Origin of the sequence: Paenibacillus sp. LHD-117 (assembly GCF_030929555.1) — a bacterium.
In the GTDB taxonomy this organism is placed as follows: domain Bacteria; phylum Bacillota; class Bacilli; order Paenibacillales; family Paenibacillaceae; genus Pristimantibacillus.
This window is the reverse complement of record NZ_JAVFVT010000019.1, coordinates 20,066-36,008: the sequence shown is the minus strand read 5'-3', so window position 1 is coordinate 36,008 and position 15,943 is coordinate 20,066. Positions and strand designations below refer to the sequence as shown.

General features: G+C 56.3%; 15 protein-coding genes. 13 read left to right on the top strand and 2 right to left on the bottom strand.

Translation table 11 applies throughout. The features are described 5' to 3' along the window. Positions 1 to 249: 249 nt before the first annotated feature. From spoIID to RB620_RS15980, 7 genes are all read left to right on the top strand, one after another. Complete coding sequence (gene spoIID / locus RB620_RS16010; protein ID WP_308095935.1) at positions 250 to 1,476, top strand: stage II sporulation protein D; 1,227 nt, start codon at positions 250 to 252, stop codon at positions 1,474 to 1,476. 73 nt (positions 1,477 to 1,549) lie between these two features. Next, the gene (locus tag RB620_RS16005; RefSeq protein ID WP_308095933.1) at positions 1,550 to 2,278 is read left to right on the top strand and encodes a peptidoglycan DD-metalloendopeptidase family protein; all 729 of its coding nucleotides are present in this window, start codon (positions 1,550 to 1,552) and stop codon (positions 2,276 to 2,278) included. Between the two features lie 176 nt (positions 2,279 to 2,454). Beyond that, on the top strand, positions 2,455 to 2,742 hold the full coding sequence (gene spoIIID, locus RB620_RS16000) for a sporulation transcriptional regulator SpoIIID (protein ID WP_308095931.1): 288 nt from the start codon (positions 2,455 to 2,457) through the stop codon (positions 2,740 to 2,742). 149 nt (positions 2,743 to 2,891) lie between these two features. After that, positions 2,892 to 3,881 (top strand): rod shape-determining protein MreB, encoded by a 990-nt coding sequence (gene mreB / locus RB620_RS15995; RefSeq protein ID WP_308095929.1) that lies wholly within the window; start codon positions 2,892 to 2,894, stop codon positions 3,879 to 3,881. A 349-nt stretch (positions 3,882 to 4,230) separates the two neighbouring features. Then, complete coding sequence (locus tag RB620_RS15990) at positions 4,231 to 5,097, top strand: flagellar hook-basal body protein (RefSeq protein WP_308095928.1); 867 nt, start codon at positions 4,231 to 4,233, stop codon at positions 5,095 to 5,097. Between the two features lie 31 nt (positions 5,098 to 5,128). After that, the gene (locus tag RB620_RS15985) at positions 5,129 to 5,968 is read left to right on the top strand and encodes a flagellar hook-basal body protein (protein WP_308095927.1); all 840 of its coding nucleotides are present in this window, start codon (positions 5,129 to 5,131) and stop codon (positions 5,966 to 5,968) included. A gap of 20 nt (positions 5,969 to 5,988) precedes the next feature. Next, positions 5,989 to 6,462, top strand: coding sequence for a DNA-directed RNA polymerase subunit beta (locus RB620_RS15980; protein ID WP_308095925.1), 474 nt, complete (start codon positions 5,989 to 5,991; stop codon positions 6,460 to 6,462). A 163-nt stretch (positions 6,463 to 6,625) separates the two neighbouring features. Here RB620_RS15980 and RB620_RS15975 read toward each other — a convergent pair whose 3' ends face one another. Together RB620_RS15975 and RB620_RS15970 are read right to left on the bottom strand one after the other, a co-directional pair. Further along, on the bottom strand, positions 6,626 to 8,086 hold the full coding sequence (locus RB620_RS15975; protein WP_308095923.1) for an MDR family MFS transporter: 1,461 nt from the start codon (positions 8,084 to 8,086) through the stop codon (positions 6,626 to 6,628). A 35-nt stretch (positions 8,087 to 8,121) separates the two neighbouring features. After that, the gene (locus RB620_RS15970) at positions 8,122 to 8,739 is read right to left on the bottom strand and encodes a TetR/AcrR family transcriptional regulator (RefSeq protein WP_308095921.1); all 618 of its coding nucleotides are present in this window, start codon (positions 8,737 to 8,739) and stop codon (positions 8,122 to 8,124) included. A 172-nt stretch (positions 8,740 to 8,911) separates the two neighbouring features. Here RB620_RS15970 and RB620_RS15965 point away from each other — a divergent pair, with 172 nt between their 5' ends. The 6 genes from RB620_RS15965 (at position 8,912) to RB620_RS15940 (ending at position 15,869) form a co-directional block, all read left to right on the top strand. After that, a complete protein-coding gene (locus RB620_RS15965; RefSeq protein ID WP_308095919.1) occupies positions 8,912 to 9,472 on the top strand; it encodes a CDP-alcohol phosphatidyltransferase family protein in 561 nt (186 codons plus the stop codon). A gap of 180 nt (positions 9,473 to 9,652) precedes the next feature. Then, a complete protein-coding gene (gene fabZ, locus RB620_RS15960) occupies positions 9,653 to 10,081 on the top strand; it encodes a 3-hydroxyacyl-ACP dehydratase FabZ (protein ID WP_308095917.1) in 429 nt (142 codons plus the stop codon). 36 nt (positions 10,082 to 10,117) lie between these two features. Beyond that, positions 10,118 to 11,827 (top strand): phospho-sugar mutase, encoded by a 1,710-nt coding sequence (locus RB620_RS15955; RefSeq protein ID WP_308095915.1) that lies wholly within the window; start codon positions 10,118 to 10,120, stop codon positions 11,825 to 11,827. Between the two features lie 40 nt (positions 11,828 to 11,867). Next, complete coding sequence (locus tag RB620_RS15950; protein ID WP_308096063.1) at positions 11,868 to 13,982, top strand: DUF5693 family protein; 2,115 nt, start codon at positions 11,868 to 11,870, stop codon at positions 13,980 to 13,982. Then, entirely contained in the window at positions 13,946 to 15,103 is a 1,158-nt protein-coding gene (gene csaB / locus RB620_RS15945; protein WP_308095912.1) for a polysaccharide pyruvyl transferase CsaB, read from the top strand. The genes RB620_RS15950 and csaB overlap by 37 nt, the downstream gene beginning before the upstream one ends. 7 nt (positions 15,104 to 15,110) lie before the next feature. Next, positions 15,111 to 15,869 (top strand): WecB/TagA/CpsF family glycosyltransferase, encoded by a 759-nt coding sequence (locus RB620_RS15940; protein ID WP_308095910.1) that lies wholly within the window; start codon positions 15,111 to 15,113, stop codon positions 15,867 to 15,869. The last annotated feature ends 74 nt before the right edge of the window (positions 15,870 to 15,943 follow it).

Genomic DNA, 15,943 nt, shown 5'->3' with positions numbered 1-15,943 from the left:
GATTCTACCCTACCAGACGGGCTCATAGAATGAAGTACAGGACAAGTTAAGAGAGGGGCGCTTGACGTCGCGGTCTCTCTTCGGTTCTGAACGACGGGAAGGGCTGCGCAGCCGTGATGGGAAGGGGCGTAGAGAAGCATACGGGTAGAGGGTTGGAAAAACAGGCCGGGACGGTTCGAAGTTCCGGGAAGCAGGCAATGGTGGTCGATCTTCGCGGTAGGGGTTGTGCTCGGATGTTTCGTTTTCGGCATGCGATGGTTTCTGGCGGAGGCGGATGCGAGCGGCGCGAAAGACGGCCGGGCGACGGTCGAGGCACGAGACGGCCCGGCGGCAGCAGATCGCCGCGCGGACATTCCGATTCCCGAGATTCCGAACGACGGTATAAGCGGCAAAGACGGGCAAGCGGCATTTGAACCCGATCATCGTCTCGAAAGCCCGGCGACTTCGTCATCCAAGTCGGACAAGGCTGACAAGCCGGGCACGGGTAATTCGACCGCAGGAAGTGCTGGCAAGGATTCGCTTGCGGATCAACCGAAACAGCCGGTGCCGCAGGCCGCCTCTGGAGCAGTCAAATCTCCCAAACCGGTACAAGCCGCGGCAAGCGGGAAGAGCGCGCTGGAAGGCGTCCGCGTTCGTGTCTATTTGAACGATACCGGGAAGGTAGAGACGGTGCCGATCGAAACGTACGTGATAGGCGTGCTCGCCGGCGAAATGCCGATCGACTTCGAGCTCGAGGCGCTGAAGGCGCAGGCGGTCGCGGCGCGGACGTATATCGTTCGAAGATTGGCTGCGGCCGACAACGATATGGCGCGTAAAGGCGCGGATGTGTCCGATACGATACAGCATCAAGTGTACGTGTCGAAAAGCGAGCTGGCCCGGCGCTGGAGCGGGGAGGCGAAGTCCGCGAATCTCGCCAAGCTGAAGCGGGCGGTGCAAGAGACGGAAGGACTTGTCATTACGTACGAAGGTGAGCCGATCGAAGCGGCGTTTTTCTCGACGAGCAACGGCTATACGGAAAATTCTGAGGAGTACTGGACGCTGACGCTGCCCTATCTGCGGAGCGTCGCAAGCCCGTGGGACAAGGAGCTGTCTCCTCGATATGAACAGGAAGAGACGATGAAGCTCTCGCAATTTTACCGATTGATGGGCATCACGGGCAAAGCAGCTGGTTCGAAGCCTGCGCTGAAGGTAATCGAGAGGACAGAAGGCAAACGCATCAAAGAGATGAAGATTAACGGAAAGCTGTTCACCGGCAGAGAAGTGAGAGAGAGGCTTGGCCTCGCATCCTCGCAATTCAGCTGGAAGATTGGCAGAGGCACGATTACCTTCACGACCTACGGGCTCGGACACGGCGTCGGCATGAGCCAGTGGGGCGCGAACGGCATGGCGAAGGGAGGCGGCAAGGCCGCCGATATACTCCTCCACTACTATACCGGAACGCGGGTCGAACAAGCTTCGAAGCTACCATCCGGATAAACTCTCAAAAAATGATATCTCTCACGTATAAACCTAGTAGATGTGGCAACAATGGCTAGTGAGGTGATATCAAATGAATGAACAAAACCAAAACAAGAAGCAAGAAACTCCCAAAAATAGTCTGGGAGGCGCGTCTGCCGCAAACTCTAGCAGCGGACTGAAGAAACTATTCGCAAAGCGATGGGTTTCTCCAGCGATCTTCATGGCTGCGGCAGCAATTATCGTTACCTTAATGTGGATCTATCAGGGGTCGGGTGACCCGGACAAAGCCACAATGGGTCCGGACAACTCCACTGAAGTGACGCAAGGGAACGAAGAAGCAGGCAAAGAAGAAGACGTAGTCGACGTGATCGCAAGCGGAGAGAAAATGCAGTGGCCGGTCGCCGATTCCGCTGCACTGCAGAAAGAAACGCTTTATTACGATGAGGAAGCAAGCGAAGCCGAGAAGGAAGCGGCGCTCATCCAAGTCGGCACGACGTACACGGCGCATACGGGCATCGACTTCGTCGATCCGAACGGCGCGACGTTCGATGTCATGGCGGCACTGTCCGGTAAGGTTACGCTCGTCTCCCAGCATCCGACTAACGGCAATATCGTCGAGATCAGCCATGGCAACGGTCTGGTGACGGTGTACCAAAGCCTCGCGGACGTCCAAGTCGAAGAAGGCGACGAGGTCGAGCAGAACACGGTCATCGCCAAGGCGGGCCGCAGCGACCTGGAGCGTGACCAAGCGGTCCACCTCCACTTCGAAACGCGCCTGAACGGCGAAGCCGTCAACCCGGCGGATTATATCACTAAGTAATTTCGTCTAGGACGAAAGTAGCTCGAAACCGCGTACAGGCAAGGGATTTATCCCTTGCCTGTTTCGTTTTTTGCAAAAATATTCACTTTCCGGGCTTGTCACGCTTGGACATAACGAATATATACCCACTCGACTCATATAATGTACCAAACTATCTCGAGTAGGGAGGCGGGAACGTGCACGATTACATCAAAGAGCGAACCATTAAAATAGGCCGCTGCATCGTGGAAACGAAGCATACGGTGCGAACGATCGCCAAAGAGTTCGGTGTGTCCAAAAGCACGGTGCATAAGGATTTGACCGAACGGTTGCCGGAGATTAACCCGGACCTGGCCGACCAGGTGAAGCACATTCTCGAGTACCACAAGTCGATCAGGCATCTAAGGGGAGGCGAAGCGACCAAGATCAAGTATAAGAAAACGAGCTCGAAGAAACGCGAGGTGCTCACCGCGGGCAAGGCTTGATGTTTCCGCGAGGAATTCATTAATTTTTGCTTAGAATCATAGAGGATTTTGGTCTTTTTTGACGAATAATGTACGTTAGGGGTTTTTCCTATACGGGGAACCAATCCGAACGTTGAAGCACACATTATTGGTTGGGGGACTTAAGCCTTATGCTAAGCAAGGATATCGGAATTGATCTTGGGACGGCTAACGTATCGATTCACGTGAAAGGAAGAGGCGTCGTGCTTGACGAGCCTTCTGTCGTGGCCATCGAAAGCGACACGAAGAAGGTGCTCGCGGTGGGCGAGGACGCGCACCGTATGGTCGGACGTACGCCGGGCAACATCGTGGCCATCCGTCCCCTGCGTGACGGCGTCATCGCGGATTTCGAAATTACGGAAATCATGCTGAAAGCGTTTATTGACCGGGTGGACGGCCGCAAGTGGTTCAGCCGTCCCCGCATTCTGATCTGCGCGCCGACGAACATTACGTCCGTCGAGCAGAAGGCGATCCGCGAAGCCGCGGAACGGAGCGGCGCGAAGGAAGTGTATCTGGAAGAAGAGCCGAAGGCTGCCGCGATCGGGGCTGGAATGGACATATTCCAGCCTAGCGGCAACATGGTCGTCGATATCGGCGGCGGCACGACGGACATCGCCGTCTTGTCCATGGGCGACATTGTCACGGCTTCCTCCATCAAGGTGGCCGGCGACAAGTTCGACGACGCCATCATGAAGTATATCAAAAATAAGTACAAGCTCCTGATCGGAGAACGGACAAGCGAGGACATCAAGATCAAGATCGGGACCGTCTACGAGGACGGCCGGAACGACGAGATCGACATCCGCGGACGGGATATGGTGTCCGGCCTGCCGCTCACCGTCACGATCCGTTCGAACGAAGTACGAGAAGCGCTGTGGGATTCGGTCATGACGATCGTCTCCTCGGCGAAATTCGTGCTCGAGCAGACGCCGCCGGAGCTATCGGCGGATATCATCGACCGAGGCGTCATACTGACCGGCGGCGGAGCGCTGCTGGGAGGCATAGACGCCTTGCTGGCGGACGAGCTCAAAGTGCCTGTGCTTATCGCGGAAGATCCGATGCACTGCGTCGTCAAGGGGACGGGCATTCTGCTCGATCACTTGGACAAGCTGAAGAAGTAACCGTCAGGGCTCGAAGACCGGACAAGCCCGTTTCGCGGGTAGGGCGCCTTAGGGGGGCGCGCCGAGGCGAAACTTAGGTCTCCGGTCGCATGCGCGGGCTATTCAGCCGTTCCGATCGCGGTCCGATAAATATAGAAGTGAGTGTTCAAAAAGTACGGTTTTCAGCACCGAGAAGATTGGATGAAGCTAGAAAATGAGGAGCGGAGCGTAGCAGAGCTACGTGAGCACCGGAAGTTTCGGCTGAATTCAATATTCGATGTCGAATACGCTACCTGAAATACATCGTGATCAAAAGCGGACTTTTTGAATTACCTCTTTACACATAAGGCAGGATCCGAGGAGGAATACCGTGCTTAGAGGTCTATATACGGCAGCGTCCGGCATGATCGCGCAGCAGCGCCGCCATGATACGGTGACGAACAATATTTCCAATATCAATACGCCGGGATACAAACAGTCGAACGCCGTGACGCGTTCATTCCCGGAGATGCTTCTTGCGATGACGGGCCTCGAGAACGCCGAGCGGACGGAAGTCGGCCGCTGGACGAGCGGGGTTCTCGCGGAGGAGAGCTTGTCCATCCATCTGCAGGGCGATCTGACGCAGACGAACCAAGCCTCAGATTTCGCGCTGATCTCCAACATCGAAGTGGACGGCCTATCGTTCGACGCCTCGGGCAAGACGTTATCGGAGGACGGCGAGGTCGTATTCCAGCCGCAGGCCTTCTTCACGGTGCAGGACCCGAGCGGAGAGATCCGATACACGAGAGGCGGCAAGTTCACGGTGACGGGTGATGGCTTCCTTATGACGGGCGACGGCTCGAACGTGCTTGGCGCGAACGGGCAGCCGATCGTGTTGCCGCAAGGCATAGGTCTCGATAACCTGGTGCTGACGGAAGACCAGCGCTTCGTCGACACGCAAGGCAACGACATCGGCGTCCAATTGCTGATCTCCCGAATCGAGAATCCGAACGACCTCGTGCGCGAGGGTAACGGCAACTTCCGCTTCAAGGACGGCGAAGAAGGCGATGTCCAGCCGATCGCAGCCGGCGAACGCATCGAGGTGAGACAAGGTTACGTCGAGCGCTCCAACGTTGACGCGGCGCAAGCCTCGGTCGATCTCATGGCCGCGCTCAGGGCCTACGAGGCGAACCAGAAGGTAATCCAATTCTACGATCAGAGCTTGCAGAAAGCGGCGAACGAGGTTGGACGCGTCTAACGACTAAGGGGTTAAGGGGGACTTACGCGGCATGAATGCATCGATGATTAACGCGATGGTATCGATGAACGCTCTCCAGCAGAAGCTGGATCTGCTCTCGGACAATATCGCCAACGTGAATACGGTTGGCTACAAGAAGAAGGAAGCTTCCTTCGAGGATCTGCTGACGAACATGAAGAACCAGCCGGAATCGTTTAACCAACCGGGTCGGCTGACGCCGCTGGACTTCAACCAAGGCTGGGGCGCGAAAGTAACGATGATACAGCCGAATCTGTCCCAAGGCCCGCTCAAAGCGACGGAGAATTCGACGGACCTCGCAATCGAAGGCAACGCCTTGTTCGAGGTCGAAGTGGACGGCGCGGGAACGCGTGCCTATACGCGCAACGGGGCGTTCCAGTTGACGATGCGGGCAAACGGTGATACGATTTTGGCAACGGAAGACGGTTATCCGGTCGTGGCGAACGTGCCTGACGGCAACGGCGGCAACGCGCCCGGCAACATCGTGTTGCCCGAGGGCTACAGCCTGCGCGTAGACGCGGACGGCACGGTACTCGGCGTTTCGTCCGATAACACGATCACGCTGGGCAGCATCAAGCTGCTGCAAGCTTCCCGTCCTGCCGCGCTGACACCGGTGGCAGACAATCTGTATACGATCGCGGACGGCATCAACGTCGACGACGTCGTTCAAGAGATTGTGCCGACGATGGATAATCGGATCGCTCTGCGTCAAGGCTACTTAGAGCAGTCTAATGTACAGCTGACAGACGAGATGACAGAGCTAATCAATGTCCAGCGCGCTTATCAATTGGCAGCAAGAGCGTTATCGTCCAGCGATACGATGATGGGTATTGCAAACACGATGCGCGCGTAGGATGGAATGAAGGTGATAGTATGGCCGATGAACGAAGGGATTTGGGCCGAACCGAATTCGATAGCGTGCCGGCAAGCGGCGGCGTTAGAGCCGGCGGCGCGACTGCTGAGCTGAGAACGAGCGGCAGCGGCAGCGGATTGTCCCGCATGGAGCGCCATGGCAGCTCCCAGTCCCAGGCAACGTCCGTCAAGACGGTACCCGCCAAGACAGCCAAGCTGAAGTTCGACAAGCAACACGAAGAGCCGGAAGAGCCGGTGAAGTCGTCTGACGCAGAGGGCATGGACGAAGATGGTGACGAGGAGCGCACCTACCCGAAATGGGCACGCGTGTCGTTCTGGCTGTTCCGCAAGAGCATCGTACCCGTCGTTATGGTTGTTATGCTCGTAGTCGGCTTATATGTCGGTTACGTGTTCCTTGGCAAGCAGTCGAAGGACGAAGTGCTTGACTGGTCAACCTGGAAGCATCTATACGATCTCGTATTCGCGGAATCATAATCAGCTTAAGATAAATCGACCAGGCAATCGCCTATTTAAAAGCCCTCCCGAATGCGGGAGGGCTATATTGCTTAAGCGCTACAAAAAAAGCATCTTCCCCGGCAATCGCCGGAAGAAGATGCTTTTTTGTTGAATGCGCGAATCATCGATACCGAAAGATTAATTAAGCTTCCTTCGGCGGCGTTGACTTTTTAATGAAGAGAGCCAATACGAGCGCGACGATCGCGAAGATCATGCCGAGCTGGAACGCGTCGTGGATGCCTGCATTTAAGGCCAACGCGCCTTCCGCTTTCGACGTCGGATCCGAAGAGCCCGCCAGGTAATCTTTTGTTCCCGACGTCATGACGCTGATGAAGAACGCGATGCCTAGCGCTCCGGCTACTTGCTGCAGCGTGTTCATGATTGCCGTACCGTGCGGGTAGTATTGGCGCGATAGCTGGTTTAAGCCGTTCGTCTGCGCCGGCATCATGATCATGGACATCGCCACGCTCATTGCGCAATGAAGCAGGACGATCGTGGACGTGCTCGTGTCGAGCGTGATCCGCGTGAACAGCCACATGACAAGCACGAGCAGCGCGGAGCCTGGAATAACGAGCGCCTTCGGTCCGAATTTATCGAACAGCTTGCCGGTAATCGGCGAGAGGAAGCCGTTCAAGATACCGCCGGGCAGCAATACGAGACCAGCTGCGAAAGCGGTCATGCCCATGCCCGTTTGCATCAGGATCGGAAGCAGCATGAGCGTGGAGAAGAGAGACATCATCACGATAATGATTTGGATCGTCGCGAAGGAGAACATCGGAGCTTTGAAGGCCCGAAGATCCAGAATCGGCGACTTCGATACGAGCTGGCGCCAGATGAACAGCACGAGCGCGATGGCGCCGGCCGTTACGAATGCATAGACGCGCGGGTTCGCCCAGCCGTTTTCAACCTCGCCCAAGCTGCTGAAGCCATAGACGATCCCGCCGAACGCGATTGTGGAGAGCAGGATGGACAGAATGTCGACCCGCGGTTTCGTTACGTCGGTGACGTTCTTCAAGAAGATAAAGGCGAACACGACCGCAAAAATTGCGAACGGAAGCACGAGATAAAACAGCCATCTCCACGTCAGCGACTCCAGGATAAGACCGGATAGCGTTGGTCCGATGGCGGGAGCGAACATGATAACGAGACCGATGCTGCCCATCGCCGCGCCGCGTTTCTCCGGCGGATACAGGACGAGGATCGTGTTCATCATGACCGGAAGCATAAGACCTGTGCCGAACGCTTGAACGATGCGGCCTGCGAGCAGGAACTCGAACTGCGGCGCAATGGCACATACAAGCGTGCCTAATGAAAATAGAATCATGGCTCCTAGGAACATCTGCCTCGTCGTAAACCATTGCACGAGCAAGGCCGATGCCGGAATCAGGACGGCGACGACGAGCATGTAACTGGTTGACAGCCACTGTATAGTCGTATAAGCCACGTTGAATTCTTGTTGAAGATCGACGAAAGCGATGTTCAATAATGTTTCGTTAAGTATGGAGAAAAAGGCGCCGATGATCAGCGAGATCAGAATCGGCAGTCGTTTAATATTACCCAGATCAATTGATCCGGGATTTGGTGCGGCTGCTGCGCTTTGCATAAAAGGAACCTCCGTGTTCATTATAAATAATTAATTTATTTTCTAGTGTTGCCTTGGCGATCCTCTGCAATTCCATACAAAAGGACGTTCAAAGCGGTGCGGTAAAGCTCAAGCGCTTGACGAGGGTCCATGCCGCTCGTCGTTTCGCTGATGCCGCGGATCATGCCTTCCAAAATAATGCCGTATTGCTTGGCGTTTCCTGGCCTGAATTCGCCGCTATCGATCCCTTCTTCGAGCAGCTTCTCGTAGAAGAGGCGGTTCTTCTCGATCTTGGCCGCGATCAGCTTCTTTACGGCGCTCGATTCCCGGACGCTGTCGTCGAGAAACTCGCACGCCGCCCTGTAAAGCGGATGGGCAAAGCCGTGATTCGTGGCGAAGTCGAGCACGCCGTACAGTTGTTCAGAGATCGTGGAGTAGGCCTTTTTCTGCTCCTCCCAAATTTCGAACCATTCTTTCTCGTACAGTTCGGAGAGGTGGAGAAACAATTCTTCCTTGCTTTTGAAATGGTAATAAATATTAGCCTTGCTGCAGAAGGAGGCGGCGGCCATTTCCTCTAAGGAGGCGGCGTGGTAGCCCTTCTTGGCGAATAAGGCATTGGCGGCATCGACGATACGTTGTTTGGTTTCTTCGCTTTGGAGTTGTTTTTTGCTCAAAATTCACCTCGTTTTCCAGCAAACATTCCGGGCCGACTGCTTATACTGAACGCTTAGTCAGTGTAGCATGGCTGGAAGCATTTAGGCAATCAGTCCCGGGACTGAGCCCGATATGGATTTGTTTTCATTTTCGAAGCGGTAGTTTATAATAGTTTGGGAGCCGAGGTAGGCCATGCCCGAGAAAATCCGCTGGGAGCGTGATCGATTGAATCTGCCGAATTTATTGACGTCACTGCGTTTCGTCTTGATTCCCGTCTATATTGGAATATTCGCCAGCGGTCACATGATTCCCGCATTTCTCGTCGTGGTTGCTGCCGGGGTTACGGATGTGCTGGACGGACATATCGCCCGCCGCTACGGGCAGATCACGCCGGCAGGAGAGATGCTGGATCCGCTCGCGGATAAGCTCATGCTTATTACAGTCATCGTTTCGCTGCTTGTCTCGGGTTATATTTCCTGGTGGGCGGCCGGAGCGATGTTTCTGCGCGATCTGGGGATGATTGCGGGAGGATTGGTTGCTCATTTCCGCAAGAAGAAAAACGTGCCTGCCAACTGGATGGGGAAGCTGACGACGGCTATGTTTTATGCGGCCATCATGTTCATTTTCTTCGAAGCGCCTTTCGCGGATACATACCTGTGGATCGTCATCGCGTTTTCGTTCCTGACATCCTTCGTTTACATGGCGTCGTACCGAACGCTGAATACGCCGCAGCCGAAGACGCCTTCCGCGTAGCCGATCCATCATTAACAACATTGATTTCTACAGAAAGAGGCTTGGCGCCGAACGCTTCGGGTTCGCACGCCAAGCCCCCTTATCTTAACCTTCACAAACTGCAGTTTCATGAAGGATACTTCTAGTTTCCCTAACAAAACGAAGTTTTATACGGATTTAGACACGAGAGGAGATTTTTGGATGCTTGATATTAACCAGATTCAAGAAATTATTCCGCACCGCCCGCCGTTCCTGCTGATTGATCGGATTGTCGAGGTAGAGCCGGGCGTCAGAGCCGTGGGAATCAAAAACGTCACGATGAACGAACCTCATTTCGTCGGCCACTTCCCGGGATATCCGGTCATGCCCGGCGTATTGATCGTAGAGGCGCTTGCGCAGGTCGGTTCCGTCGCCATGCTGATGGTGGAAGCGAACAAGGGCAAGCTTGGTTTTTTTGCGGGCATCGACGGGTTCCGGTTCCGGGATCAGGTGAAGCCCGGGGATACGTTGACGCTGGAAGTGCAGATCACGCGGCTGAAAGGCCCGATCGGCAAGGGACAAGCAACCGCGAAGGTCGGAGACAAAGTCGTTGCCGAAGGCGAATTGATGTTTGCGTTGTCGGATAGATAAATATCATTCCAAAATAGAGTGGTGGAGGAGATCTGCATGAAATCGAATGAAGAGATTATCGGGAGTTATGAAGCTTGGCTGAACGATCCGTTGATCGATAGCGCGACGAAAGAAGAATTGAGCGGAATCGCGGGCCAGGACAAAGAAATCGCGGATCGCTTCTACCGCGACCTCGAATTCGGTACGGGCGGTCTGCGCGGCGTGATGGGCGCGGGCACGAACCGAATGAACATTCATACGGTCGGCAAAGCGACGCAAGGCCTTGCGAATTGGCTGCTGTCGAAGGGCGGAGAGCCTTCGGTCGTCATCGCGCACGATTCCCGCCGCATGTCGCCGGAGTTCGCGCTGGGCTCCGCGCTGGTGCTCGCCGGGAACGGAATCAAGACATATCTGTTCCGTTCGCTCCGCCCGACACCTCAGCTGTCTTATGCGGTCCGGTCGCTTGGCGCCGCGGGCGGCATCGTCGTGACCGCGAGCCACAATCCGCCGGAGTATAACGGCTATAAGGCTTATGGCGCGGACGGCTGCCAGCTGATCCCTGAAGATGCCGAGCAGGTTATCGCCGCGATCGCGAAGATCGATAATTTCGGTGAAGTGAAGCGGATTTGCCAAGAGGAAGCCGAAGGAAAAGGGCTGCTTGTCTGGTTGGACGAGGAAGCGGACCGCAGCTATGTGGAGACGGTCGTCGGCGAAAGCTTGAACCGGGAGCTGTTGCAAGGCGAGCTTGGCGAGCGGTTCGGCGTCGTTTTCACGCCGCTGCACGGTTCGGGTAATCTGCCTGTACGGGAAGTGCTGAAGGGCGCGGGTTTCCGCAACATTCATATCGTAGCCGAGCAGGAACAGCCCGACGGCAACTTCAGTACGGTGAAATCTCCGAATCCGGAAGAACGCGAAGCTTTCACATTGGCGATTGAGCTGGCGAAGAAGGTAGGCGCGGACATCATCATCGGGACGGATCCCGACGCGGATCGGATGGGCGCCGTTGTGAAGAATAACGAAGGCGAATACGTGGTGCTTACGGGCAATCAGTCCGGCGCGATCATGGTTCATTATAAGCTAAGCATGCTGAAGGAGCGCGGTTTGCTTCCGGCGAACGGCGTCGTGATCAAGACGATCGTGACGAGCGAGATGGGCGCGGACATCGCCAAATCGTTCGGCGCGGAAGTCGAGAATACGTTGACCGGCTTTAAATACATCGGTGAGAAGATGACGCGTTACGAGCAAACCGGCGAACACGAATTCTTGTTCGGATATGAGGAAAGCTATGGTTATCTGAGCGGCACGTACGCCAGGGACAAGGATGCGGTCGTCGCTTCCTTGCTTATCTGCGAAGCGGCTGCTTACTATAGCAGCCAAGGCAAGACGCTCTACGACGTGCTGCTCGAGTTGTACGCGGAGCACGGTTGCTACATGGAAGGTCTCGAATCCCGGACGCTCAAGGGAATCGACGGCGTGCAGCAGATCGGCGCGATCATGAACGACTGGCGCTCGAATCCTCCTTCCGAGATCGGCGGCGTCAAAGTAACCGAAGTGCTTGATTACAGCGAAGGTCTTGATGGTCTTCGTCCAGAGAACGTGCTGAAGTACCGCTGCGCGGACGGCTCTTGGTTCTGCCTGAGGCCTTCGGGCACGGAGCCGAAGATCAAGGTTTATTTTGCGGTGAAGCAGGATCGTCCGGAATCGGCCGTCTCCGCGCTGCAGTCGCTCAAGGATGCCGTGATGACCCGCGTGGACGGCGCGCAATAATCGGGCAAGCTACGATTTGGAACGGAGGATTTACGTGCGTATGTTATGGCAGCGTTGGAATCGACAAGCGAAAGTATGGTTATGGGTCATTACGCTGATCGGCGTCGTGGCGGCTTTGCCGCTGGGTGCGCAAAGAATGGCCATGGAAGATTCGGCCGATACGGTTGAATATGCTTTCGACTATAGGGATATTATCGAGGTGGCGGAGCAACAGGCCGCGCCCCAGCTATTCGTAGAGGAGCAGCTGAAGCTGCTGAAGGATGCGGGCGTTAATACAATGGCCGTCTACGAGAGCTCGCTCAAGGAGCTTAGCCAAGCGGGCAGGCTGACGTATTACAACGAGAAGGACGCGGCTCTCCTGCAAGGCAAGTTCCCGAGCGAGCATGTTAATCATACGTACATCCTGTTCGCGGGCGAAGAAGAAGAGGAGAAGATCGGACCGGTCGTGCGCGACGCGCTCGATCGCTCGGGCGTGCCTTACCGCGATTGGACGTTCGGCGGACGTGTCGGCATCGTCGCGGAGCAATCACTGGCGGCTATGCAGCTGAAGACGATGGACTTCGATCCGATGTCGCTGGATACGATCCGCGACGCAGGCTTCCATATTCTGGCTCGGTTCTCCGATCGGATTTTCCCTTACGATGCGGCGAGAGCGGATGCGCAACTCGCGATGCTGAAGGAATACGGCGTGACGAGGCTTCTGTTCGACGGAGAGAAAGCCAAAGGCGCGAGCAATCAGTCGGATTTGAAAAGTCTGGATAGCTTCGGCGAGCTGCTGAATCAATACGGCATCGGGCTGACGGCGATCGAAAATTTGAAGAAGCCGCAGCAAGGCATTAATAAATTGGCTTATTTGACGGATTATAACGTGGTAAGGGTATACTCCTTGTCGCCGGAAGACAGCATCGAGATGACGCCGGAAGGCATTGCGGACCGGTTCCAGCTTGCCGCGAAGGATCGCAATATTCGTTTGTTCTTCTTGAATTCGACGGTGCAAGCCAGCATGGATACCGGCAAGCTGAATCATTCCGTGGACAAGCTCGCGCTGGCCATGGGCGGCGAGGACGGAGTTATCGCGAAGCTCGAGAAAGCCGGCTTCCCTTCGGGAGAAGCGAAAGCGTTCGATCGCGTCGACGCATCTTGGGAGAAGCCTGTTCGGGCAGTTGTCGCGCTCGGGGCAATCGCGATCATCACTTTACTCGTCGCGGCTTTCTTGCCGGCGATCGCCATCCCGGTGTTCCTGCTCGGCCTGGTGGGTTCGGCCGGACTTTACGTGCTGAACAGCTCACTTATGGAGCAAGCACTGGCGCTCGGAGCCGCGGTCAGCGGACCAACGCTCGCGATGATCTGGGTTATGAACCGCATCTACTCCCGCACGATCGGCGATCGCCGCATGGTTGGCGGAGAGACGTGGAAGGTCGGCGGCGCCTCTTATGAAGGCGAATTGAAGACGCAATGGGTGTTCCCGAGCGTATCGCTGAGCCGCCGTATCGGCATTGCGCTGAACTGGTTCGTCGTCGGCACGTTGATTACGTTGACGGCCGTCCCGCTCGTGTTCGGATTGCTGCACAACATAACCTACAGCCTCGTGCTGGAGCAATTCCGCGGAGTCAGCGTCCTGTTCTTCGGACCGCTGTTCCTGGTCGCGATCTATGTCTTCCTCTATGAAGGCAACGGCGCGCATGGCGTCATCGGACGCGCGGTTCGCATTTTGTCCCGTCCGATTACGTTATTATGGGTTGTCGGCGCCATCGTGCTTGGCGCGATCGGGTTCTACTATATTTCGAGATCGGGCAATGCCGGCCAAGTGTCCGCGCTGGAGCTGCTGTTCCGGAATTGGCTGGAATCCACGTTCGGCGTTCGTCCAAGATTTAAGGAATTTATGTTGGGCCACCCGCCTCTGCTGCTGGGATTATTCCTTGCGATTCGATATCGCGCGGCTTGGGTACTTATTATTGTGGGCACGATGGGGCAGCTGTCGATGGTTAGCACGTTCACGCATTTGCACACGCCTCTTTACATCTCGATCGTGCGCACGCTGCTGGGTCTTGGCGCCGGCGTCTTGATCGGACTTGTGTGCATCGGCGCGTGGATCGTATTGGAAGGAGCTTGGCGCAGATGGGTTCAGCCTCACATTCGCAAACCGTCCGCATAGCGATATCCGGGTACTACGGATTCAGCAACAGCGGCGACGAAGCCGTCTTGCGCTCCATCCTGCTTGCCCTGGAAGAGCAAGGCACCGAGCAGGGCGTGCGCGTTCAGCCGGTCGTGCTTAGCGCCGACCCGGACTGGACGAACCGCATGTACGGTGTGGAAGCCGCCCACCGGATGCGTCCGGCGGAAATTCTCCGGACGCTGCGCGGCTGCGACGGCCTCATTAGCGGCGGCGGGAGCCTGCTGCAAGATGCCACTGGCGCGATGACGATTCCGTATTACACCGGAATCATGAGGCTTGCCCAGCTGCTGGGCAAGCCGACGTTCGCGTACGCGCAGGGCATCGGGCCGGTGAACCGCCGCTGGATGGATCCGCTGATCCGCGGCGTCATGCGGCGAAGCGCGTACGTGTCCGTGCGCGACGCGGAATCCGCCGCTCTGCTGGGGCGGATCGGCGTCGCGCAGGACCGGATCGAGATCGTGCCTGATCCGGTCATGGGGCTGCCGTTGCCGGCGGGGGCTGAGGCCTGCTTCGGCATGGGCGCTGCCGACAACGCCTCGCGGACGCCAGTCGTCGGCGTCTCGCTGCGCCGCTGGCGCGAGGACGGCGCCGACATGGCGCGCGCCGCCGAGGCGCTAGTCGCGCTTTCGAAGCGCAAGCCCGTGCGGCTGCGCTTCCTGCCGTTCCATACCCCTTCCGACCGGGTGACGTCGGAAGAGGTTATGGAACGGCTGAGCGGCAGGCTCGGCGAAGGAAGCTCCGCCGAGCTTGCCGCTCCCGGCGACGACCCCCAGGCGATGCTCCTGGAGGTCAGCCGGTGCGACGCTTTGTTCGGCATGCGCCTCCATGCGCTTATCTATGCCGCGAACCGCATGGTGCCGATGCTCGGCCTGTCGTACGATCCGAAGATCGACCAGTTTCTGCACCGCATCGGACTAACGGCCATTGGCTCCACGGAGTCGCTGGACCCCGAAGCTTTTGCGGATGCGGCGTGTTCTTTGCTCGATTATCCTGACGATTGGCGCCTGAAGCATGGGCCTGCCATCGCGCTTTTGAAACAACAATCGCAACAACCGGCGCAACAAATCATAACTAAATTGCGTCAATATAGATCGAGGTGATTTCCTCATGTCGAAACAACCACCAACCGTGCCGATTTTTGGCATACCGTTCTCGAAGATGAGCATGGACGAGACGGTCAGTTATTTGACGGCGGCAATCGAGGAAGGGCGCCAGACGCATGTCATTACGGCTAATCCGATTATGATTATGACGGCTTTGGACAACCCTGAATTTGCTAACATCATGAAGAGAGCCGACCTCATCGTACCGGACGGTGCGGGAGTCGTATGGGCTGCCAAATACGGCGGTAACCCCGTCGCCGAGCGCGTGACGGGCTTCGATCTCATGCATCGCCTGCTGGAGCAGGGCGAGAAGCGGAGATGGAGAGCGTACTTGCTCGGCACATCGCAAGAAATTATCGAAGCGGCCGCGGAGAAGCTTCAGCTTCAATATCCGCAGGTAAAAATCGTCGGGTACCGCAACGGATTTTTTGGTCCGGACGACGACGCGGAGATCGTGGACGAAATTCGGGAGCTGCAGCCGCATCTGCTTTTCATCGCGAGAGGTATGGAGAAGGAAGCTTGGAACGTCCAATATAAGGAAAAACTCGGCGTACCGTTCATCATGGGAGTCGGGGGCAGCTTCGACGTCGTGTCAGGCAAGCTAAAGCGAGCGCCGATGCTGTTTCAGCGGCTTCGCCTGGAATGGCTTTATCGGCTTCTTCAAGAGCCAACGCGCTACAAAAGAATGCTTGCGTTGCCGAAATTCGTCGTGAAAGTGATCCGTAACAAAGAAAATGTAACAAAATCTCGTCCAATCGCGTAAAACCCCGCTTTTTTAATGAAAATTGGTTGAAAACGGTGTTGGTAATTCTTTTTCGATCGGAGTATAATTCACTC